This is a genomic window from Deinococcus betulae (assembly GCF_020166395.1).
Classification (GTDB): Bacteria; Deinococcota; Deinococci; order Deinococcales; family Deinococcaceae; genus Deinococcus; species Deinococcus betulae.
This window is the reverse complement of the sequence record NZ_JAIQXU010000021.1, coordinates 67,243-89,663: the sequence shown is the minus strand read 5'-3', so window position 1 is coordinate 89,663 and position 22,421 is coordinate 67,243. Positions and strand designations below refer to the sequence as shown.

Below are 22,421 nucleotides of genomic sequence, written 5' to 3'. Positions count from 1 at the left end.
GCAAGTGCCGAACGTAATGATCTCGCTGGCACACGACGTCACCATCTGGGAGACAGCAGGAGCCATTAAGGAGGAGGTGCGTGCTGCTCAGCGCCGCTGCGTTACACCTGCGCTGTATCGTGCAACCATGCAAACGTTCACCGTGTTCAACCATGCCGGAGGTGCTGGGAAGACGTCGCTCACTCTGAATCTGGGCCACGAGCTGGCCGCCTCGGGCCTGCGGGTGCTGCTGATTGATCTAGACCCTCAGGCCAGCCTCACCGGGTGGCTGGGCGTCACAGGCGTGACTCCAGAGCAGACCGCCCACCCCGTGGCCGTGGAGGGCCGCCCCCTGCCAGCGCCAGTGCCCGTGCATGGCCTGCACCTGATTCCCTCTCATATGACCCTGGCCCTGGCCGAGCGGCTGATGATGGGAGCCGTGGGGGCGCAGGGGCGTCTTAACCGTGCGCTGGGAATGGTGCAGGACCACTACGACGTCGTCCTGATTGACAGTCCCCCCAGCCTCGGTCAACTCGCCATTCTGGGCGCCCTGGCCGCTGACCAGATGATTGTGCCGGTCCCGACCCGCCAGAAGGGTCTGGACGCTCTGCCCGGCCTCCAGGTAGCGCTGCGCGAGTACCGCGAAGTTCGCCCCGACCTGGACGTGGCCCTGTATGTGCCAACCTTCTACGATGCCCGGCGCCTGCATGACCGCGAGGTTTTGTCTGACCTGCGCGCCGCCCTCTCGCCGCTCGCCGAGCCGATGCCGCAGCGCGAGGCCGTGTGGCTGGACTCCACCGCCCAGGGTGCCCCGGTGGGCCTCTACGCGCCGGGCAGCCCCGTGCACCGTGATATTCAGCGCCTGACCCGTGAACTGGCCCAGGTGACAGGCCTGGTCTACGCTGGAGGCGTGGCGTGACCCGCTCCCGGCCTAGTCGCGCCCGCGACCTGAAGGGCCTGCTGGGTGAGGACCTCGGTCCCCTACGGGGGCGCGGGGACGGGGCCCCGTCCACCCTGTCCACCGCCGCCCTGCGCCCCAGCCCCTGGCAACCCCGGCGGGCCTTTGACTCCACGGCCCTGACCGAGTTGGCCGCCAGCATCCGTAGCCAGGGGGTGCTGCAACCATTGCTGGTTCGCCCGGCGGGGGAAGGTTACGAGATTGTGGCCGGAGAGCGCCGCTGGCGGGCCGCGCAGCAGGCGGGGCTGACCGAGGTGCCGGTTCTCATCCGTGCCCTCGATGACCAGCAGGCGCGGGTGGCCGCCCTGATAGAGAACTTGCAACGCGAGAACCTCAACGTCATAGAAGAGATTGACGGCAAGCTGGCGCTGGTGGCGCTGGCTCTGAACACCGATCTGGAAGGCGCGCGGGCGCGGCTGGTCCAGCTGCTCCGGGAGGCGCCTGGCGCCGACCACGCCGCACTGAACGACGTGTTCGCGCCGCTGGGGGAGAGCTGGCTGTCGTTCGCCAAGAACAAGTTGCGGGTGTTGCGCTGGCCTACCGAACTGGTGGACGCTCTGCGCGCGGGTCTGCCCCTGACCCTGGGCGCCCTGATTGCCGGCGCGCCGCCCGAACATCATGGCGCCCTCATTGCGCTTGCCCTGGGTGGGGCGTCCCGCACCCAGTTGCGCGCCGAGGCGCAGCGCTTGGGCAAGGTGCAGAAGACCATCCCTTCGCGCGCCGCCCATGCCGCCCGCCAACTGGGCAGCCGGCGCTTCATGGCTGGCCTGTCGGCGGATGACCAACAGGCCGTGGAGAAGTGGTTGGCCCGTATGCCCGCCGCGCTGCTGCGCGAATCGGACTAGCGTTCGTACCGGTACGAACAGCCGGGGAAGACAGGTTTGTGCCGTTTCAGACACACAAGCGACACGTCAACAGCCCTGTCGTCCAAGCAACGCTGCCAGTATGTACGAACGCGACGTTCCCTGCACCAGCGCCGTCGCCAGCACCGCTGCTTTCGCCTCCCTGGCCCTGCCCTCGCACTGGGATGGCCGACGCACCGTGACGGTCACCTTGGCGCCGGACGACCAATTCTGCGCCACCGTGGCGCCGGATGCCGTCTGGCACGCGCTCTATCTACACGCAACCGACACACCACTCGGCCTCTCAACCAAGCAAAACTCATGAGCACCCGCACCGAGGCCTTCCAGTACGTCCTGCGCGCCACCAACCTCCGTCTCCAGCCCGGCCGCCCCGGCCGTGACCGCCCCCTGCGCCGCCAGGTCCAGCACGCCTATACCCAGACCCACCACCTGCTCGGCGACCCCTGCTGCCGTCTGGAGCAAGGCCAGACCCTCACCGCCCAGGCCTTCGGCCAGGCCGCCCGCGCCCTGCCCCTCATGCGCGGCGGCGTCCAAGCCCGCCTCATCACCCGCGACAACCTCAGTGTCGGCCAGGAGGCCCTCGACCTGGCCCGCACCCGTCCCCTGCGCGGCACCCTGCCCGACCTGCAGGCCGACCTGCAGGCCCTGGGCGCGGTGGACGTGGACCTACGTGGGATGGCGCACCTGCCCCTGGCCGGGGCTTGGGCCGCCACCCCCACCGGCTGGGACTGGCGCCTGCTGGAGTTGTCTGTGGCCTGCCCTAAGGAGGGCTGCCGTCTGTTCGTGGGGCACGCCCGCCTGCCCTGACCGCTCTTGCCTGCGCCGCCCTGCTCCTGGGGCGGCGCATTGTTGTGCTCAGCTGACCCATGCAGCTCAGCCCTTGACCACCGAACACCGCTTGAAGGACGCTGAGTAGGCTCTATGCTCAACGGATGCCTGATGCTGCCGAAGCCTCTGAAATGCTCCATTTGACCCTGGGCGGGGTGTCCGTGACCGGCTTCGTCACCCCAGCAGAATTGACCGCCATTGACTCTGGCGCTGCCGTCGATGTTGTCATGCGCCGGGTGGTGGCGGTGCACCAGGATGTGGGCGAGGACGTTCCGCTCGGGGATGTGGCTTGCACGTTCATTGGTGGAGAGCCGTCCCCATTTGTACCCGAATAGGTGGCCACGAAGCGAAGGAAAATAGACACTCATTCCCACACATTTTTGGTCAATCTGATTGCTATTTTTCCCACTCACAGCAGCGCTTTCTCGTACACAGAGGACACACCACCGGCGCTCTGTCCCAAGCAAAACTCGCATCATGAACGAAGCGCTGATGACCACTTTGGACGAAGCCCACATCCTGCTGGGCAGGATGAAGGAAAGCCTAGAAGCGGGCGGGGGTGGCAACGCCGCCCACAACCCTCGCTGCCTGAAAACCCCGTGCGTGGAGGCTGAGGCCCGCGACATCCTGAAGGCGGCTGGCGAAGAGACTGAGCTGCCCCCCACGCCGCTGCCCCCTGGGCCGAGCTGCAAACCGAAGCGGTCCCTGCCGCCGGCGCCGAGCGCCAAGATCACGTGCTTACCCCCGACGTGCAGGAGGAGGGCGACGATGGCACGGACGTCGGTCAGGACTGCCAGGATTACGTTCCTACGCCTGCGGTGCAGATGGAGGCCTCTGCAGTCACCAAGGTGCGTGGGGCCGCGTCGCAGACCAGCTGCGCGCCGAGCGCATGACGGTGGAGGCCCGCCGGGGTGATGCCGACTGCCACGAGGCCGCCTACAAAGCGGCGACGGCCAGCTGGACGGCGAAGGTCGAAGAGCGGTTTTTCCGCTAGGCGCAGCCCAGTTTTTGCCTCTCTCAATCGCCATCGTTGCCCGTGCCGCTAGCAAAATGCGGACACCTGCCCTCTGTGTCTGGTCGGCAAGAGCAGTCGGTTTGGCAGCTGTTCTTTTGCTCTCGAAGACAGGGGCACCGTACCGTGCATGACAGGATTGTCAGAGCACGCCAAGTACGGTGACGTATGGCCCTGGGACCCCTGCCTTTTTCAACACTCTTCGGCTGCTCGTCCCAGGGCACTGCCCTCCTTGACTCCATGGGCCACCCTCTCGACGCGAATCCCGCCTTCCTGGCTTACTCACCCACGCCAGACGCCCCCTCCCTGGCCCAACTGGTTCACCCGGATGATGACCTGGCGCAGCGAGCCCTTGAACACTTCTGGACGGCTCACCCAACCAGTTTGACCCTCACCGCCCGTCCACATCCTGACCTGCTCGTCCCTGCAGGGACGACCCTCGAACTCAATCTCTCTGCTGTCCCCCAGCCACCGCCAGCCCCGCCTTTGATCTTGCTGCAAGTCCAGGTGACCGAGCAGGCGCACTTCGTCCTGCACGCTGAGCGTAAGGCGTTGCCCGTAACGAACGCGGCCAGTACGTCCCTGAGCACGCAAGAGGCCTTGCAGCGCACGCAGGACCGGTTGCGCACCATCATGGATCATTTGCCCGGCATCGTCGGGTATAAGGACCGGGCACTCCGGCACCAGTTCGGCAACGCCGCCTACCAAGAATGGTACGGCCGCAGTCCTCAGGAGATGCAGGACATCCACATCCGCGATGTGATTGGCGAGGCTATGTTTGCGCTGAACGAGCCCCACATGCGCGCCGCCCTGGCCGGCGAACCTCAGCATTTCGAGCGCCTGTTTACCGATCCGGCTGGCCGGGAACGGTACGCCCTCTTCTCGTATATTCCAGATCAGCAACCTGAAGGCGTCCAAGGCTTTTTCGTCATGGCGATGGACATTACCGAGCGCCGACAGGCGGAACTCACCCTGATCGAGGAACGGGAATGGGCCCGCACCACCCTCAACTCCATCGGGGACGGCGTGATCACCACCGATCCCACTGGCCATATCACTTTTATTAACCCGGTGGCGCAGAGTTTGACCGGGTGGACGGCGGAGGAAGCCCAGGGCCAGGCGGTGGAGCAGGTCATTCCCCTCACGGCGGCCCAGCCTGACGCCCTCACCGCGCATCCCCTCCGGTTGGCGCTTCAGGAACGTCGCCGCATTGATGTTGAGCGGGATGAACTGCTCACCGACCGGCATGGACAGGTCCACGCCATCGTGGAATCGGCCGCCCCCATCGTCAAGAAAAACGGTGGACTGCTGGGTGGAGTCTTCGTGTTCCACGATGTCAGTGAGGCGCGGGTGCTCTCCGAGCGGATGCGCTACCTGGCTCAGCACGACGTCCTGACTGACTTGCCGAACCGGGTGCTGCTTCAAGACCGGGTCTTTGAGACCATCCAGCAGGCCAGGCGGCTCAAGACGCGCTTCGCGGTGCTGTTTCTGGATCTGGACCACTTCAAGCATGTGAATGACGCCCTCGGTCACCATGTCGGTGATGAGCTCCTGCAAGCCGTGGCGGACCGGCTTCGTGGGGCACTGCGCGCGTCCGATACGGTCAGCCGGCAGGGTGGGGATGAGTTCATCATTTTGCTGCCGGACGTGCGGGCCACCGAACACGTCGAGCGTGTCATCGACAAGCTGATGCAGGCGGTCACGGCGCCGTACACCGTTGCTGGCCGTCAGCTGAATATTACGTTGAGCCTGGGTGTAGCGCTGTACCCCGAGGATGGACAAGATACGGAGACGCTCCTCCAGCACGCAGATGCCGCCATGTACCGCGCGAAAGGCGAGGGGCGCAACCGGCACAGCTTCTTTTCCGCTGATCTCCATCAGGCAGCGGTCTCACGACAGACCCTTCACACAGACCTCCGACTGGCGGTTGAACAGCAGCAGTTCACGCTGGTCTACCAGCCCAAAATTGATCTCCAGAGCCGGCAGGTGCTCGGGGTTGAAGCCTTACTGCGCTGGGTCCGGCCGGGTGGCCAGCTGGTCTCCCCTCTTGACTTCATTCCAGTCGCCGAAGAGACGAGGCTGATTCTGCCCTTGGGCGCCTGGGTGCTGGAGCAGGCCTGCCGGCAAAGTCAGGCGTGGGCACATCAGCATGGGATGGCGCTGACGGTCTCTGTCAATATCTCGCCGGTGCAGTTCACCCATGCCAGTTTCTTAGAGACCGTTCAGCGGTGCTTGCAGGTCAGTGGCCTGGCGCCAGAACAGTTGGAGCTGGAACTGACGGAAAGCATGCTCATGGCGAACGTGGGTCAGGTGCAGCAAACCTTGACGGCCCTCAAAGGGTTCGGGGTGCGGGTGTCGATTGATGATTTTGGGACTGGTTACTCCAGCCTGAGTTATCTCAAGACGTTCCCCGTAGATGTGCTGAAGATTGACCGCTCGTTCCTGCGAGGAGTGCCGGGGGATGAGCAGGCGTCTGCGGTGGTCACCGCCATTATCGCTTTGGCCCGGAGCTTGAAGTTGGACGTGATTGCCGAAGGTGTGGAGACAGACGATCAGGCCGGAGTGCTGCTGAACCTGGGGTGTACGGCGATGCAAGGGTATCTGTTTGGGCGGCCGATGCCCGCAGCAGCGGTGCCACCGTGGTGGACCGAGTGGGTTGAGGAAGTTGTCGAGGCCTGAGACACGTAGGGGAAGGAGGTGAGTGAGCGGAAGATCCCGCCAGCACAGCCGAACGTGAGTTGGCTCGTGCGGACACCAGAGGTGTGGTAACCCTGTGAAATGACAGCGTTGCGACTTTCCTGACAGAATTCTCCTCTCGCTTGAGGCCAAGCGCTGCGGCTGGACACCTGGTCAGAATCAGCGGCGCCGCGCGGCCGCATGGTCTAAGGTGGACCTTCAGGAGGAGCCTGTGACCTTCACCCCCAAACCTCAAGCCCAGCAGCCCTCGGGCCAGACCACCAAGGCCGCGGCCCCGGCGGCCGCCCCGCCCGCCAGTGGCGTAACGGCCGCGCAGATCATCCGCACCGTTGGCTATCAGCTCCCCGGCTGGAACTCCCCCATGCCGATGTCCAAAGAAGCGATGCTCAAGCTCGCCAACCTGCTCAAGTCCTGCACCGAGCCTGAACAGTTGGCGCTGCTGTACAAGCAAAGCACAGGGCGAACGCTGCTGACCGACATCGCGCAGAAACTCAAGGGCCTCCCCGCAGCTCTGCGGGACCAGGTCAATAAGCATTACAGCCAGCCCCTGAATGCCCACCTGAGCTTCGATGCCTTCGCCGAGCAACTGGCCATCTCCGCGGCGTACAGCAACGAAACCGACCTCAGCGACGCCAAGCAGGCCAAGTCAAGCTCATCCACCGGCCAGTTGCTTAAGACGATGGGGTACGTCGCCGGGCGCACCATTCACGGGCGCTGGGGCTTGCAGATGCGCCTGTTCACGCCGGGCAAGGGGGCCAAATACACGCAGACCTTCGCGGCCTTCCGGGGCACAGAAGGCGTCAGCATGCCCTGGCAGGTGCCCGACCGGGCCAAGGCCGAGACGAAAGAACTGGAGAGCGTGCGCGACACCGTGGCCGGGGACATGAACGTCCGTGGCCCTGGGTACGGCCAGTATCTGCCCAACCGCGACCTGATTCGCGTGCAGCTCAAGCACGCCGCCGCGCAGGGCGGCCGGGTGGTCAGCACCGGGCACAGTCTGGGCGGCGCCCTGGCCCAAATTGCGGGCGCAGACAGCCCCGAACTGGTGCAGTCGGTGGTGACCTTCGCGGCCCCCGCCATTGATAAGAAAGACGTCGAGCGGCTGCGGGACTGGAACGAGGACCACCGCAGCCAGGCCGTGACGGCGCGCCACTATCACGCCACTGGCGACATCGTGCCGGGTGGCGGTGAGCAGCGGCTGGACGGGGCGATCTTCGCTTTTGACCGGTATGAGGTCAGCCGGCCGCAGGGCGCGGAGGCCTTCAAGAAGAGCAACGGGCCGGCAGGGGCAGCCGCGCACAACGCTTTTGTGCTGCGTGATTACTTGGCCCGCGTGCCGCAGAAAGACCTGAACGACGTGCAGCGGGCCGTGGTGCAGTACGGCGGGGTGGACAGTCAGGCGTTCACAGACGGTGAGTACGATCCCCGCAAGGTGACGGCGAAGGTGCTGGCCAACCTGTCGCAGGCGCAGCGCGATCCGACGGTGCAGACGGAGGCGGCGCGCCGGGTAGCGACGCCGTTCATCTATGCGGCGGCCACCACCTCGCGGCTACTGCAGGACATGCCGTATGAGGTGTTGCTGGACCGGGTGGACAAACGGCTGGCGCGGATCTCGGCTGAGCAGGTGAAGCAGGCGGGCGGTCTGAAGAAGGCGTTGGCGCCGCTGCGGGCCGAAATTCTGGGAACGGAAGGCGTGGTGCTGACGATGGAAGACGTCAAGTTCTACGGGTTGATGGGCCGCGATGACCTGGTGACGCTGGGCATGGCCAACGCAGCGCTCGACCGGCCCGTCAAGTTGAATGCTGAGGACCGTCAGCAATTGTCAAGGCGTTTGGAAGAACGCTGGCACTACTGGCACCCTGGCGCCGAGGGTGTCAAGTGAAGGCGTGGGGGCCGCTCGCAGCGCTGCTGGTCATTTTGGCCGCGGCCGCTGCTGTGCTCAGCACGACGCAAGGGCAAAGGAGGTCAGCAGTGGAGACAACGAACTCAACGCGGGAAACCGTGTTTACGCAAATGCAGCGTTTTGCCGAGACACAGCTGCAACTGACACGAGTTGACTGTGGCGAGGTCATGACGGTCACACCGGACACCCCCTGCTATGTAACGGACCTGTCTGGGTCGGACATTCAGCAGGCGATGGCCGAGCAGACAGAAGCGCGCCAGCTGACGCGGTGGCGGGATGACTATGGCACCCTCGGCGCAGGGTTTGCCTGGCGGGATACGTCCTGGCGGCTCGGCGTGGTGTACGAACGGACCGACTCTGCAGATTTAGAGGGGCGACCCGAAATCCAGTCTCGCAAAGGGTTTGTCATCGTGACCATCGATACGTTGGAGTGAGCCAAGCCGCCAGCGCTCACCACATGCGAAAAGCCGCGCCCCGTCTGAGGGCGCAGCTTCTATTGGGCGAGGTTAGAGGTTCTTTTTCAGGTCGCTGGCGACCTTAAAGGCGACCTTCTTGCTGGCGGGAATCTGGATCTTCTCGCTGGTGCCGGGGCGCACGCTGGTGCAGGCGGCGGTGGCCTTGACGCTCAGGGTGCCCAGGCCGGGCCGCCCCACGCTCTGGCCGCCCTTCAGGGTGTCCACTACGATGTCCAGCACGGCGCTGACGGCTTCTTCGCTCTGCTTCTTGGTCAGGCCGGTCTTGTCGGCGACCATGTCTACGAGCTGGGTCTTGGCAATCTTGTTGCTGGCAGGGGCAGTCTGGGCGGCGGATTTCGGGGCGGGCTTCGACTTCTTCGTCATGGCCGCAGGGTGAACCGCGCGCTGCACGGCTTGCAGCCCCAAATGTGCGCTGGCTGGCGTTCCCACATATCTTCCAACGGTCCACTCCATCCTCGGGCTCTCCCTCTCAGTCTTCGCCCTGACTCAAAAACAGCCCCATCACATCCCTGGTATTAAATCCCGCCAGATACCGCGTTGAAGCGGGCGCAGGCGGCTTAATTCCAATCCCCGTCATTTGCCGGATCATCAGTTCCTGCACTTCACCCTGAAGCACCTGCGTCGCAGTGACATAATACAGACCCAACGGGACGTTTCGAATGCCTTCGCCCTCCACATAGCGCCGGGTGAACGGTTGCGTGTGACCAAAGACGTTCGGCACCGCTGGCGTGAAGGTCAGTTCCAACGTCTCGTAATCCAACTCAACGCCGGAATGCTCTACCCCTGGGTCCACAGACCCAAGCGGCTGATGAATGCCAACGGCAATGTTCCGCACCGCGCCACCGGCACCTGGAAACGGCTGGAACTCGTCAGGGCCCCAGGTCACCACCATGCCGTCGCCTCCAAGGCTCATCAGGACATGGGCCTGGGCCGTCCACGCCTGCGTGGTGCGGGGCAACGTCAGTCGGTACCGACCCGCCACGTCCGTTGTGGTGCTGACTAGCGCTCCTTCCCCTTCAGGAGTCGCAATGACCGTCACGCCAACGTACGGCTCGCCAAGCGTGTTCTGGACCATTCCAGAAACGACGTAAGGTGTGGCCGCAGGTGGGCGTTCAGGGTCCTGTGGACTCTGGTGGGGTGGCAGGGTCGGTTGGCTCGCCACGCCGCCACAGGCAGACAAGGTGGTGAGCGCGAGCGCGAGGATGATGGTGGTGGCTTGCTTCATGGTGGTCCTCCTGAGAAGGCCGCGAATGGCTGCGGCCCCTGGCTGTGGACGAAGCGTAGGTGGCGGCCTATGATGAGCGGATGGCGCCCACGAAGAGGGGAGAGGCGGGCCCCGATCGCCTGACGTCCTGCTAGGCAGAACTGGAGGCACAGCCTCGTCTAGAGCGCTGGCTCAGGCCGTGAAAAGGCCAAGTTGCGCGACATGAACAAGACCGCCTGACTTTCAGGCGGTCTCGCGGCAATCCCTTAAGCTCGGCAGTCACTCGAGAACAGGTCGCTGGCGTTCAAGCCGGCAGGTCAGCCAGGGCCTCTAAAAACAGGAAGTCTGGTCGGCCGATGGTGCCGCTGGACTGCATGGTGGCCCGCACTTCGGTATCCGCCAGAAACGCATCAAAGCTTTCGCGGCTCTCCCATTCGAAGAGGACGCGGAGTTGATTGGCCTGTTCTGGGACGGTGAAGAGCCAGCTCCGCTGGCCGCCATGTTGGCGCCGGACGTGCGCGCCAATGGTTGAGAAGACACCGATAAAGTGCTGCACGTCTTCAACATGAACGGTGGCCCAAATGTGGATCATGGTGTTTCCTTTCTGGCCTGATTAGGTGAAGCGGCGAGAGCGAGCAGACGGAGGAGTCCATCACGGCGAAAGGGAACCGGTCGCCAGTAAGCTTCTGACCGCTTAGCACCGCGTCACTCTATCTCTACACCTTGCCACAACCGTTTGGCGCTCACCTTGCTTGCTTCAGAAGAACCAGAGGGGGCTGGTAATCTGCATCACAGTGGGCTAGGTACGCCAACGTGGGGCATGCAGATCATAGGATCCTAAAATCCGTTCGGTGTTTGCTTGAAGAAAGGATTGGGCGGCCAACAGGGCCTGATGGTCCGGCGCCGTCAGGTAGGCTGTGCCCAGATGAACACATGTACCGAGCAGCGGCGTGTACCGAGCCACTGCTCGGCCATGGTGATGCGGCTGATGCCAACGAACCGCTACCTGCACATGTGGTTGAAGTTAAGCTTGAAAGTCGATGAGGGTATTGAGGCGTAGCGTATTTCGCCAGGGTTCCCCACGGGCGTCTACTGGCGTGAATGGCACAGCGCCAACCGCAGTCTGGGTTTCTATAGGTGAGATTGAGCCCTCGTGCCAGGGTAAATCCAGAAGGGCGCGAACCCACAGATCAACAAGATCGGTACCAGTGCTCAGTTCGGTCGTAATGGCGGCGTCCAGAGACACGCTAGGGTGGACGTGCAGCAGCCAGAAATGATTACAGGCGTCCCGTCCGATGGTGAGCTGCAGTGCGCCGCGGCGCAGCCCTAAGACGTCAGCCAGATGTTGAGCCGCGCGCTGCACCCAATGCTGATCTTCCTGACTGGCGGCACAGGGAAGGCTGAGGCTGGCCTGCGGAGATGGATGGGCCTGGGCAGAAGAAGACAGCAGGGACACAGGTGTCCACAGATGGTCTCTGACCAGGCCCGTGACATGGACAACCGCTTCAAAAGGAGGATATTGGGCCTGTACGATTCCAGCCGCCTCATCTGGCTCGGCACTGAAGGGCAGGAGACCCTGCTGGCGCAGACGGCTGAGGGCAGCTCTCCACTCGTGCCACACGGTGGTGAGGTCATCGTCGGCGGTGATTGGCCAGTGATGACTGTCTCCCCAGCCATCTGGAAGGCGCAGCAGGGCTGGAACGCCAGTATGGCTCAGGTTGTGGAGCAGGTCGGGTAGGTTCCGCGCGCTGCGCAGATCGGTAAGGGTGCCGCCCGCCTGAACGAACGCCGATTGCCACCGGGCCGCCGGCAGATCAGGTGCGTTGCCTGGGATCCCCAGGTACGCTGCGGCCCGCGACACAGGGCCGCTCCAAGCCGCGTCAAAGGTCATCAGGGCGTCAGCATGCTGCTGGGCAGCAAGCTCAACGAGCGCAGTTGTGGTGTCCGGGGTGGCGGAAAGGACGTGGACCTGCCTACCCCATGCGCCCCAGGCGGCGGGAACAGCTAAGCCCGGTGACGGGACAACGATGCGCACATCTGCATGGCGCTGGAGCTTCTTCAAGATCTGGTCAGGCAGCACCTGCGTGCCGGCCACCACCATCAACGTTTTGCTCATCAGGCACCTCCTGCTGGGGCTACAGTGGAATGTTCCCAGACTAGGCGGGCCCTCTTTGCAAAGACTTTATGCGCAGTTTGGTTCTTGGTCAGGCCTTGAAGCCCTCTACGCGGCGCTGCCAGACCACGAAGGTCGGCGGTACCTCCCCCACCTGATCGGTGAAGCGGGAGGTCAGTTCAGCCAGTTGGCGCCGAGTGCTTAATTTGCCCTGAAGTTCCCAAGTGGCCTGCAGGAGGTACTCCGCAAGCACCTCGTTGACAGGATCAATTTCGAGGAGGCGTTCAGCAAGGGTGAGGCATTTGGCGTACTCACCAGCCTCACTCCAGCGTTCGATCAGGTGCAGGCCGGTTTTAATCAGGGACCATTCCAAAGCATCACGCTCCATTCGGAGCCACTCGCCAGGTGTGTCCGGCAGCAGTGGACCGGCGTACAGATGTAGTGCACGGTGCAATCCATCTTCACTGCCCTCACTTAGGGCGCTCTTTACGTCTTCAACGTCCCAGGAAAACTGCAGTCCAGCCGCGCACAAGGCGTAGGTTCGTGTGATTCGGTCGTAGCGCAGACGGAGGCCCGGGACGGTGTGCTCAAGTTCATGCCGAACCTGATGAAAATAGCTCACCGCACGGGCCGGCACCTCATCCGGCCACAGCGCCGCCAGGAGCTGCTCACGGCTGCTGTTGGGAGAGAACAGCAGATAGACCATCACTTCTACGCAGCGCCTCATCGTCAGGCGTACTGGTCGGCTGTCCGTGTGGAGTTGCGGCGCACCAAGAGACTGTAAGTGCACCTTCAGTGGCGCTGCACCTGCCAAAGCGCGCCAATCGTCAAGCAGTATCGAACGGGGATCATTGGGTGGGCAGGCAGCGAGTCGGCCAAGTACATTGGGCAGGCCGCGCAGCTCGCTGATGACAGCCGTCCCGTGACCCAACGCGTACCGGCTCTCCAGGGCTTGCTGAAGGGCTCCATCTGCAGAGGCGTCGTCGCGCTGACGCAGGGCCAATTCGGCAATGTGCAGGTCGGCAAGGAGCTGCTCACGTTGCAGGTGCAGACTCTGGCACAGCGCGCGGGCCTGCTCAAGGGTATGGGCGGCCTCTGGATGGTCTGTGTGAACCTGCAGGTGGCCCAGACGCAGCAGGTAGTGGGCGCGGGCGCGCGGCGCGTCAGCAAGTTCGGCGGCTCGGCAGAGTTTCAGCTGGGCCTCGGCGTGGCGACCAGTGGCGACCAGCACGGTGCTGGCGTCGAGTTCTGCAAAGCATTCGGTGCCGCGGTCATCGAGGTCGCGCGCCTGCTGGGCCGCGCGTTCCAAGTGTTCAAGTGCCTGAACCCAGCGGCCCTGGACACGGTAGAGCGCGCCGCGGCTGTATGACAGGACGCTCTGCGCCATCGGCACACTCTTGCCCAAGCTGTCTGCTTCACTCAGGTCCTGCTCGGCAAGGTCGAAGCGCCCGAGTGACTGGTAGGCGAACGCGCGCGCCAGCAGCGGATGCAGTCGGCGTCCACTCTGAGTCTCCTTCAGTGCCAAATTGAGGTGATGGAGGGCGCGCCGGTCCTTACCGAGGAAACTCTGGATGTAGCCCAGGGCGTAGGCAGTGTTGACACGCACGCTGGTTTCTGGCACATGTTGCAGCAGCTGCCAGGCCCGTTCGAAGGCGTCTTCCGCTTCACGCAGCCGGCCCTCTTCAAACAGGAGGGCGCCGCGCTCCCGGAACGCCAGGCCCTCGTCCAGCGGCTCGAGGGGATGATGATCAAGGCTCTGGAGCATGGCCCAGGCCTGTGGCAGTTGCCGCAGGTGCCGGTAAACGGTCGCCAGTTCCACAGCTGCGGCGACGGCCTTGCCGTTCAGGGCGCGCAGCAGCATATCGCGGGCGAGCAGCAGTTCACCTTGACAGAACAGGCAGTAGCCGGCCCAGCGGTCCGCCTGAGCGGTCGGCGTGGCCCAGGCGGCATGAAGTTCCAGCGCCTGGGCGTATTGACCCGCCAGCATGGTGCGGTAGATCTTCTGGGCTCGGCTCATAAAGACAGTGTAAAGGCGGGCTTAAAAGAGGCCGGCACTCATCCAGGCAACGGACAAAAAGAGGGCGTCAACTACCCTCATCCAGGCCTGAGGAGGGCCTTGACATGAAGCGTCAATCCGCTGCCAGTCTGCCCCTGTCCCTGCTAACGCTCTGGAGTGTCCTGACCATGCCCTGCACTGTCGGCACCGTTATTGGCGGCGGCCTGAAGGTGGCGCCTCCAGGTAATTCAACCGCATCCACCAGCCGCTGACTCCTGTCTAGCGGCGCTGTTACTTCCCGGCACACCTCCCAAGGAGCTTTATGCATCACGTTCACCTGCTGTGCCTGCCCTTTGCTGGTGCTGGCGCGTCCATTTACCGGTCCTGGAGCGCTCTGGCTCCCCACATCAATGTCCTACCCGTACAGTTGCCCGGCCGCGAGCAACGCTTCATTGAAGAGGCCCACCGCGACGCCCATACCGCCGCCGACGCCCTGGCGCAGGAAGTGCAGCCCCGGTTGACCCCCGGCGTCCCCGTTGCTCTGTTCGGGCACAGCATGGGCGCGGTGCTGGCGTACGAACTCACCCGGCGCCTGCTGGACCGGCATGTGCCTGTGCAGCACCTGTGGGTCAGTGGCTCACCCAGCCCCTGGGCGCCCCGCGCGTACACCGCCACGGGCCTGACCGACGAAGCGTTCCTGGCGCGCGTCTCCGAGTTCGCCGGGTACACGCATGAGGCCCTTCAGGATCCGGACATGCGGGCGCTACTGCTCCCCACCCTGCGCGCCGACGTGGAACTGCACGAGCAGTACCGGCCGCAATCGGATCAGCCTCTCGCCGTGCCGGTCACAGCCTTACGCGGTGCGACCGATGAACTGGTGAGTGCCGAGGATCTGCTCGGCTGGCAGCGGGCCACCACGCAGCCTCTCACGGCCGCGGAGCTGCCTGGCGGGCACATGTACTTCCTGGATGACCCCGCGCCTCTCCTTGACCGGCTGACGCAGCAGCTTCTACCGGACAGCGTCCCAGCCTGAATGCGCGCCCCTACGCTGGACACGGCCTCCCTGGACGGCAAGACCGTCATCATCACGGGCGCGGCCCGCGGCCTTGGCCGGGCCTGCGCCACTCGCTTCGCCCAGCAGGGCGCGGCCCTGGTGCTCATGGACGTCCCCGAGCCGGACCCGCTGGTGCCCTACGCCCTGGGCACCGCCAGCCAGTTGGATTACACCGCTGAGCTCTGCCGCGACGCCGGCGTGCCCGTCCTTACCCACGATGTGGATGTGCGCCGGCCTAACGCAGTAAAGCGCGCCGTTCAGGCCGCCCTGGACCGCTTCGGAACCGTGGACACCCTGATCAACAACGCGGGCATCGCCGCGCCCAGCGGCAAGGCTACACACGACATCACCGAAGACGAGTGGGCGCTGATGGTAGATGTCGACCTGTCCGGCGCCTGGCGCATGATTCAGGCGGTCGGACCCATCATGACGCGTCAGCGTTCCGGCAGCATCGTCAACGTCGCGTCCACCGCCGGGCTGGTCGGGTACCGGCATTTCGCTGGGTACGTGGCCGCCAAGCACGGCGTGATCGGCCTGACGCGCGCCGCTGCGCTGGACTACGCTCCGCTGAAAGTCCGGGTCAACGCTCTGTGCCCCGGCTCCGTGCGGGACGACGTGACGGTCGAGGGACGCATGCTGACCGAAATCGCCCGGTCGCTGGACGTCCCCGTCTCGGAGCACGAGGAGACGTTTGTGCAGGCCCAGCCCATGAACGCCCTGATCGAACCGGACGACATCGCGTCCGCCGCCCTGTGGCTGGCGTCCGACGCGTCCAGGCAGGTCACCGGCACGGTCCTCACCGTGGACGGTGGCTTCACCACGCGCTGAACCGCGAGAGGACCACTGCTGTGACCCCATCTGCCCTGCCCCGCTCCACCGCAGGCGCCGCCTGCGTGGCCGCCACCGCCTTCCCCGTCACGACAACTGCCGAGGTGCTGCTGCGCCGCCTTCACGCTTTGAGTGCCGAGCCAGGTACGATCTGGGAGGACGTCACGCCGTTCCTCCCGGACGACCCGCGCGCCGCGGACCGGGTGGCGCGCGAACTGCGCCTGCCCCTACCGCCCGGCCGCGCCTGGCGAGCCACGCTGCTGCGGGCGCCCAACCGGTCCCTGCAACTGTGCCTCACCTATGACCGTGCGCGGGTGCCTATGGCCCTGCGCGCGCACCTGACAGCCACGGCAGCCGCAGAGCCGCCTGCGCCGCCGTCCACACCCGTCCCATCAACGCCAACCCGGCGGGCCGTCACGCCGGACCTGCTGGCCGCTTTCGAGGGCGCCGACCGTCACCTGAACCTCGACTGGGCCACCGGCCCGGCCATGCCCATTCCCGCCACAGACCTGCGTCTGCCCGTCCCAGACGACACGAATCTAAGCCTGCTGCTGGCCGCTGCCGGGACAGTCCTGGCCCACCTCACTGAACAGGACACGCCACTCTTGGCCGCCTTGACCAGTCTTGCAGACGGCACCGAGGCCTTCGCGCTTGTGCCAGTGGCCGCCCGGTCCGGCGTTTCCCTCAGCGCCCTGGCCGCGCAGGCGGACACGCACCTGCAAGCGCCCGTATGGGACGACGCGGCCGGACACGCCCTGATCGGCAACATAACCGCCGCCGTGGGCATCGTAGCTGACCTCACCCCGCCAGTCGTGACGCCTGCAGCGCACCTCGCGTACCAGCAGCGGCCCTATCCGGTGACCCTTCAGCTGCAGCACACCGGTGCAGGCCTGCTGCTGACGTGCGAGCACGCCCCGGAAGTGGCCCCCAGCATGGCCAGGACGTTCGTGCGCGCGGTCGCGCAGTTGCTGGGTAGAGCTGCCCTCCAGAGTCCAGCCTGCGCCCTGCCCCTCCTGAGCGACGAGGCGCACGCCGAGGTGGCGGCGCTCGGGCGCTCGGCAGCGGCTCCCGCGCGGCCCACTGCCCGGCTGGACGAGGCTTTTACCCGGCAGGCGGCCGCCTGCCCGGACGCCCCAGCCCTCAGCTGTGAGGACCAAACCTTGAGGTACGGGGAGCTCAACGGGCGCGCCGACGCTGTGGCCCGTGCCCTCCGGGCCCATGGTCTGAAAGACCATGAGCGGGTCGGGGTGTGCCTGGAGCGCTCACTAGATCTCGTGGTCGTCCTGCTGGGTATTCTTAAGGCGGGCGGCACATACGTGCCGATGGACCCAACCTACCCGCGCGAGCGGCTGCAGCACACTGTCACAGACGCGCAGGTGCGGCTGGTGGTCACGGACCTGCCAAACTTCCCGCTCGCCCCGGACGGCCAGGCACTCGCCCCGGACGCCGTGAGTGCATACGGAGCCACGCTCACGGCGCCGCTCCCCGCGCCCACCACCACGGCGGAGGACGCCGCGTACGTCATCTTTACATCTGGCTCAACCGGGAAACCCAAGGGTGTGGCAGTGCCGCATGCAAACGTGGGGCAACTGATCGCCGTCACGCGTGACGACTTCGGGCTGGGGCCTAACGACACCTGGACGATGTTTCATTCGGCGTCTTTCGATTTCTCTGTCTGGGAGATCTGGGGCGCGCTGCTCACTGGTGGTCACTTGGTGGTCGTGCCGTATTGGGTGTCCCGCGACCCAGCCGAATTTCACGACCTGCTGCGCGAGCGCCGCGTGACTGTCCTGAACCAGACGCCGTCTGCGTTTACGCAGCTGATCGAGGCGGACCGCACCCGCCCGCCCCTGGGTGTGCGCCTCGTCATCTTCGGCGGAGAACCCCTGCACGCGCCGGTGCTGCTGCGCTGGTTCGACCGGTACCCAGAACGCCATTGCCGCCTGGTAAATATGTTCGGTATCACGGAAACCACGGTGCATGTCACGGCCCTCACTGTGCGGCGCCGGGAAGCGTTGCAGGCGTCGCGCTCAGTGGGCCCGGCACTTCCCGGCTGGCACCTGTACGTCATGGACGCGCAGCAGCGCCTGCTGCCGCCTGGGGTGCCGGGGGAAATCTACGTAGGCGGTGACGGCGTGGCCCTCGGGTACCTCAACCGTGACGAGCTGACCCGCGAGCGTTTCCTGCCGGACCCATTCGCGCCGGGCCGCATGTACCGCAGCGGCGACAAGGGCCGCCTGCGTCTGGACGGGCAGCTTGAACACCTCGGCCGCCTGGACTCGCAGGTCAAGCTGCGCGGTTTCCGCATTGAACTGGAAGAGATCCGGCACGTGCTGATGGGCGCGCCGCATGTCACGGCAGCCGCGGTCGTCGTTCACCAGCCGGACCCAAACGATTCTGCCAGCGCCCGGCTGGACGCCTACGTCACGTTAGACGCCCCCGGACCCGCCCAGAGCGACCTGGGAGACGTGCGGCGCCACGCGGCGCAGCACCTGCCGCCCTTCATGCAGCCCGCCACGTTCACGCGGCTGAATCACGTGCCCCTCACCGCGAACGGCAAGCTGGACGTCCGGCGCCTGCCGCCCGCCCAGCCTCCCCGGGCACCGGACCCAGACGTGGCGGCGCCCAGCCGGGCCGCCAGCGCCGAGGAGGTGCTGCGGCAACTGTTCGAGCAGGTCCTCAGCGTCCCGGTCGGTCTGGACGACAACTTCTTCGAGCTGGGTGGCAACTCCCTATACGCCGTGCGGATCTCCGCGCTGCTGCGCGAGCGGGGATTACCCGCCCTGCCGCTGCGGGAACTGTACGTTCACCAGACCGTGCGCCGCCTGGCACCGTTCATCGCACTGGCCGCCGCCGGACCGAGGTGAGTGCCGTGACGACCAGTCATCGCCGCCCCCTCGGCGCGGCCCTCCAAGGTGCCCTGGCGCGAACGGCCACGCAGGTGAACGCGACTCCTGGGACGGTGGTGCTGGGCGCGTGGCTGATCCTCCTGCACCACCTCTATGGGGAAGACACCCCCGCCGTGGATCAGCTGGATACCGCCGGCCAGGGGTACCCAGTGCCTGGCGGGGTGACGGGCGACCAGTCGTGCTTAGAACTGCTGCACACGCTGGCCGGCGGCCAGATCACCGGGGCCATCCGGCCCGGCGCGTGGCAGTTCGGCGCGTCCGCAACGGCCGGCGCGGCCCCCGTGGCGATCTGGCTTGAAGGCCCGGATGAGCTGCACCCGGACACGCTCCACTGCGCGGCCACACCCGAGGGGCTGAGCGGCGCCCAGCACGCGGATCTGCTGCTGCACGTCCTGACGCAGGTGGTCAACGACCCGGCGCGGCCGGTCCGGGCCCTGACGCCCTGGCCGGACGAACAGGCTCGGGCGTTTGCCGCGCAGGTCACTCCGCCCGCCCAGCCCCGAACGTGGCCCGCGCGACTTGAAGATCAGTTTGCAGTGCACGTCGCCCGGGCCCCCCACCGCCCTGCCGTGACGGACGGGACGGTCACCCTCACGTACCGGCAGCTGGACGACGCCGCGAACGCCGTGGCGCGCCGCCTGCAGGCCGCTGGAGATATCTGTGGCCAGAACGTCCTAATCGTTACCGAACGTCACCCGCTCATGGTGGTCGCCCTGCTGGGCTGCCTGAAGGCGGGCGCGTGCTTCGTGCCGGTGGACGCGCGCTATCCAGCCGAGCGAGTGGCGTTCATGCGGCGCGACGCGGGCGCCGTGCAGGTCATCACGACTGGCGAGGCCGCTGAGGGCCTGCTGCTTGACCTGCGGGCGCTAGACGACCTGGGGCCGGTCCACCGCCTGGGAGACGCGGACCTGTTCGGGCACGGCGCCCCCTTGCCTCCGGCGGGGGCAGGCGCAGCGAAAGCAGCGTGCCTGATGTACACCTCTGGCACGACCGGCACGCCCAAAGGGGTGCCGGTCCCCCACGGGGGCATTGCGCGGCTCGTGCATCCCCCCACGTTCAGGACGCTGGGGCCAAACGCGCGGGTGCTGCAGGCAGGGGCCGTAGCCTTTGACGCGTCCACCTTCGAGATCTGGGCGGCGCTGCTTCATGGTGGGTGCCTGCAGATTGCGCCGCGTGACACGCTGCTTGACGCTCCGGCGCTCGCCGCGTTCCTCACGCGGCATGGCACCACGACAGCGCTGATCACCGCCGCGCTGTTCGCGCAACTCGCCGCGCATGACCCCCGGACCTTCCAAGGGGTGCGTGAATTGCTGGTGGGCGGCGACGTCCTGCCCGCCGGTCCAGCGCAGGCCGTGCTGGCCGCCTGCCCGGATCTGCGCCTGCTGAATGCTTACGGCCCCACCGAGAACAGCGTGATCTCTACGCTATACCCCGTCACGGCAGGCGAGAGCGGGGCCGCCCCAATTGGCCGGCCTATCCCGGGGTCGACCGCCATGGTGTGCAACCCGTACGGGCATCCTCTGCCGCCCGGTTACGTGGGCGAACTGGTGGTGGGCGGCGAGGGCGTGGCCACTGGGTACCACGGGCGCCCGGCACTCACGCAGGAAAAGTTCCTGCCTGACCCTTGGCGTCCGGACGGGCGCCTGTACCGGACGGGCGACCTGGCCCGGTGGCGACCAGACGGACAGCTGGAGTACCTCGGCCGGCGCGACCAGCAGGTCAAGGTGCGCGGCTTCCGGGTGGAGCCCGGGGAGATCGAGCAGGCCCTGCGCGCCTGTGAGGGTGTGACGGACGCGGTGGTGGTCGCCCGCACGCGGCCCCACACGCAGGAGGTATACCTTCACGGCTACCTGAGTGGCGAGGTCACGGTCCCGGCCGTGCAGGCGGCGCTGGCCCAGGCGCTGCCGCCCCACATGGTGCCCGCCCGCCTGACGCGCCTGGCGCAGCTACCCATGACCGTCAACGGCAAGGTAGACCGCCGCGCCCTTCCGGCAGATGAAGTGACCGAGGACGCGCCACTGGCCCGTGACCTCGCGCCCGCGCTGCTGCAGGCCTGGTCACGGGCGCTGGACGCTCCGCAGCTTCAACCGCACGATGACCTGCTGGCACTGGGCGCCTCTTCGCTCACGGCGGCGCTGGTCTCGGCGCAGGTGGAGCACGCCACCGGGCGGCGCTGCCCGGCTGGGTGGCTGTTTGGCTCGCCCAGCGTCGCGGCCCTGATTGCCCGGACGGACGCGGCTGGCACGCACCCGCCACTGAAGGTGCCGGACGTGCCGGTTCAGGCCCGCTATCCGGCCACGGCGCAGCAGCGCCGCGTGTACATCGAGCAGGTCAAGGAGCCGGGCAGCGCGGCGTACAACCTGCCTCTCGAAGTGCGGCTGCCTGGTGTGGTTGATCCGGACCGGCTGCTCGCCGCGTGGCAGAGCCTCGTTGATGAGCACGCCATTCTCCGCACCCACTTTCGCCATGGCGACGCTGAGACCACGCAGGAGGTCGTGCCCCGCCTGGAGGCGCGCTGGACGCCCCTGCCGGACGGTGCCCCCGACCCACTCGGGGCCCTGGTGGCCCCCTTTAATCCGCATGAGGCGCCCCTATGGCGGATTGCGGTGCGGCCCGGCGCTGATCACACGCTGGTGGCGCTTGACATCCACCACCTCCTGACCGACGGGCACGCGCTAGCACTGCTGCTCTCGCAGTGGGCGCGCCGCGTGGCGGAACCCGGCACCGGCAGCGCGTCCGTAGACGCCGCGTACGGCCGCTACGCGACGTGGCAGCGTAGCCCGGCGGGCGCCGCGCACACCAGCGCTCAGGGCGCCTTCTGGACTGAGCTGTACCGGGATGCACCCGCCGGAGCCGATCTGCCCACGGACCGGCCCCGACCGCTGCTGCGGGACACCCAAGGCGCGACCTTCAACGTGGACCTGGGCGAGACCCGAACCCGTCAGGTGCGGGCCCTGGCCCGCCAGGCGCGCGTGTCAACCTTCCATGTGCTGCTGGCGGCCTACAGCCACTGGCTGGCGGCCGTCACCGGACAGCCGGACGTGCGTGTCGGCACGCCCTTTGCCGGGAGGCACCTGCCGGGCTTTGATGCGGCCCAGGGGATGTTTGTGAACACCCTCCCGCTGCGCCTGCGCCCGGCCCCAGACCTGACCTTCACCGCGCACCTGCAAGAGGTGGCGTGCGCCGCTCTGGCTGCCACTGAGCATCAGGACTACCCATTCGAGCAGCTGGTGCAGGAGCTGGGGGCACCCGGCACGCAGCGTCACCCAGTGTTCGACAGCATGTTCGCCCTGCAAAATACCGCCCTGCACCGCACGGACGTCCTGGGGACCACCCCCGCGTGGCGGCCAGAGACCACTGGCCGCACGCTGTTCGACCTGAACGTACAGGTTGAAGATCATCCTCACCAGCTGACGGCCGCCTGGACGTACGCCACGGCTCTGTTCGACCTACCCACCGTCAAGGCGTTCAGCGCCCTGTACCTGCGCCTGCTGGACGAGGCGCTGGCCCGGCCCCTGGCGCCGCTCGGCGACCTGCTGGTCAGCCCGGAGGCCGCGGCGTCCCCTTCGCTTTCCCTTGATTTCGCGCTGTGACGCGCGCA

The 22,421-nt window shown here is 66.3% G+C and carries 18 protein-coding genes; 13 read left to right on the top strand and 5 right to left on the bottom strand.

Annotated features, from left to right (window positions below; all coding sequences use genetic code 11):
* The first annotated feature begins 127 nt into the window (after positions 1-127).
* The 8 genes from K7W42_RS15695 (at position 128) to K7W42_RS15660 (ending at position 8,674) form a co-directional block, all read left to right on the top strand.
* Positions 128-898 carry a ParA family protein gene (locus K7W42_RS15695; RefSeq protein WP_224575782.1) on the top strand — a complete coding sequence of 257 codons (771 nt, stop codon included), beginning with the start codon at positions 128-130 and terminating at the stop codon, positions 896-898.
* A complete protein-coding gene (locus tag K7W42_RS15690) occupies positions 895-1,782 on the top strand; it encodes a ParB/RepB/Spo0J family partition protein (RefSeq protein WP_224575780.1) in 888 nt (295 codons plus the stop codon). Before K7W42_RS15695 ends, K7W42_RS15690 begins: the two co-directional genes overlap by 4 nt.
* Before the next feature lie 100 nt (positions 1,783-1,882).
* Complete coding sequence (locus K7W42_RS15685; protein WP_224575779.1) at positions 1,883-2,104, top strand: hypothetical protein; 222 nt, start codon at positions 1,883-1,885, stop codon at positions 2,102-2,104.
* Complete coding sequence (locus tag K7W42_RS15680; RefSeq protein WP_224575778.1) at positions 2,101-2,607, top strand: hypothetical protein; 507 nt, start codon at positions 2,101-2,103, stop codon at positions 2,605-2,607. Before K7W42_RS15685 ends, K7W42_RS15680 begins: the two co-directional genes overlap by 4 nt.
* Positions 2,608-2,732: 125 nt before the next feature.
* Complete coding sequence (locus K7W42_RS15675; protein WP_224575777.1) at positions 2,733-2,963, top strand: hypothetical protein; 231 nt, start codon at positions 2,733-2,735, stop codon at positions 2,961-2,963.
* A 917-nt stretch (positions 2,964-3,880) separates the two neighbouring features.
* On the top strand, positions 3,881-6,319 hold the full coding sequence (locus K7W42_RS15670; protein ID WP_224575776.1) for a putative bifunctional diguanylate cyclase/phosphodiesterase: 2,439 nt from the start codon (positions 3,881-3,883) through the stop codon (positions 6,317-6,319).
* A gap of 229 nt (positions 6,320-6,548) precedes the next feature.
* A complete protein-coding gene (locus tag K7W42_RS23305) occupies positions 6,549-8,219 on the top strand; it encodes a lipase family protein (RefSeq protein ID WP_224575775.1) in 1,671 nt (556 codons plus the stop codon).
* Positions 8,216-8,674, top strand: a complete 459-nt coding sequence (locus tag K7W42_RS15660; RefSeq protein WP_224575774.1) for a hypothetical protein — start codon at positions 8,216-8,218, stop codon at positions 8,672-8,674. Before K7W42_RS23305 ends, K7W42_RS15660 begins: the two co-directional genes overlap by 4 nt.
* Positions 8,675-8,746: 72 nt before the next feature.
* On the opposite strand, the gene K7W42_RS15655 is transcribed toward K7W42_RS15660, so the two are convergent.
* The 5 genes from K7W42_RS15655 to K7W42_RS15635 all read right to left on the bottom strand — a co-directional run bounded on the left by K7W42_RS15655 (position 8,747) and on the right by K7W42_RS15635 (position 14,050).
* On the bottom strand, positions 8,747-9,079 hold the full coding sequence (locus K7W42_RS15655; protein ID WP_224575773.1) for an HU family DNA-binding protein: 333 nt from the start codon (positions 9,077-9,079) through the stop codon (positions 8,747-8,749).
* 106 nt (positions 9,080-9,185) lie between these two features.
* On the bottom strand, positions 9,186-9,941 hold the full coding sequence (locus K7W42_RS15650; protein ID WP_224575772.1) for a carboxypeptidase-like regulatory domain-containing protein: 756 nt from the start codon (positions 9,939-9,941) through the stop codon (positions 9,186-9,188).
* 283 nt (positions 9,942-10,224) lie between these two features.
* A complete protein-coding gene (locus K7W42_RS15645; protein ID WP_224575771.1) occupies positions 10,225-10,512 on the bottom strand; it encodes an antibiotic biosynthesis monooxygenase family protein in 288 nt (95 codons plus the stop codon).
* Positions 10,513-10,944: 432 nt separating this feature from the next.
* Positions 10,945-12,036, bottom strand: a complete 1,092-nt coding sequence (locus K7W42_RS15640; protein ID WP_224575770.1) for an ATP-grasp domain-containing protein — start codon at positions 12,034-12,036, stop codon at positions 10,945-10,947.
* A gap of 88 nt (positions 12,037-12,124) precedes the next feature.
* Positions 12,125-14,050: a BTAD domain-containing putative transcriptional regulator gene (locus K7W42_RS15635; protein WP_224575768.1), complete on the bottom strand. Its 1,926-nt coding sequence runs from the start codon at positions 14,048-14,050 to the stop codon at positions 12,125-12,127.
* Positions 14,051-14,154: 104 nt separating this feature from the next.
* On the opposite strand from K7W42_RS15635, the gene K7W42_RS15630 reads away from it, so the two are divergent.
* Genes K7W42_RS15630 through K7W42_RS15610 form a run of 5 tightly spaced genes read left to right on the top strand, consistent with a single transcriptional unit; the run spans position 14,155 to position 22,413 of the window.
* Positions 14,155-14,301, top strand: coding sequence for a hypothetical protein (locus K7W42_RS15630; protein WP_224575766.1), 147 nt, complete (start codon positions 14,155-14,157; stop codon positions 14,299-14,301).
* 50 nt (positions 14,302-14,351) lie between these two features.
* Positions 14,352-15,062, top strand: a complete 711-nt coding sequence (locus K7W42_RS15625; protein WP_224575764.1) for a thioesterase II family protein — start codon at positions 14,352-14,354, stop codon at positions 15,060-15,062.
* Entirely contained in the window at positions 15,063-15,911 is an 849-nt protein-coding gene (locus tag K7W42_RS15620; RefSeq protein ID WP_224575763.1) for an SDR family oxidoreductase, read from the top strand.
* Between the two features lie 20 nt (positions 15,912-15,931).
* The gene (locus K7W42_RS15615) at positions 15,932-18,778 is read left to right on the top strand and encodes an amino acid adenylation domain-containing protein (RefSeq protein ID WP_224575762.1); all 2,847 of its coding nucleotides are present in this window, start codon (positions 15,932-15,934) and stop codon (positions 18,776-18,778) included.
* Between the two features lie 5 nt (positions 18,779-18,783).
* Positions 18,784-22,413 carry a non-ribosomal peptide synthetase gene (locus K7W42_RS15610; RefSeq protein ID WP_224575761.1) on the top strand — a complete coding sequence of 1,210 codons (3,630 nt, stop codon included), beginning with the start codon at positions 18,784-18,786 and terminating at the stop codon, positions 22,411-22,413.
* Positions 22,414-22,421: the final 8 nt, after the last annotated feature.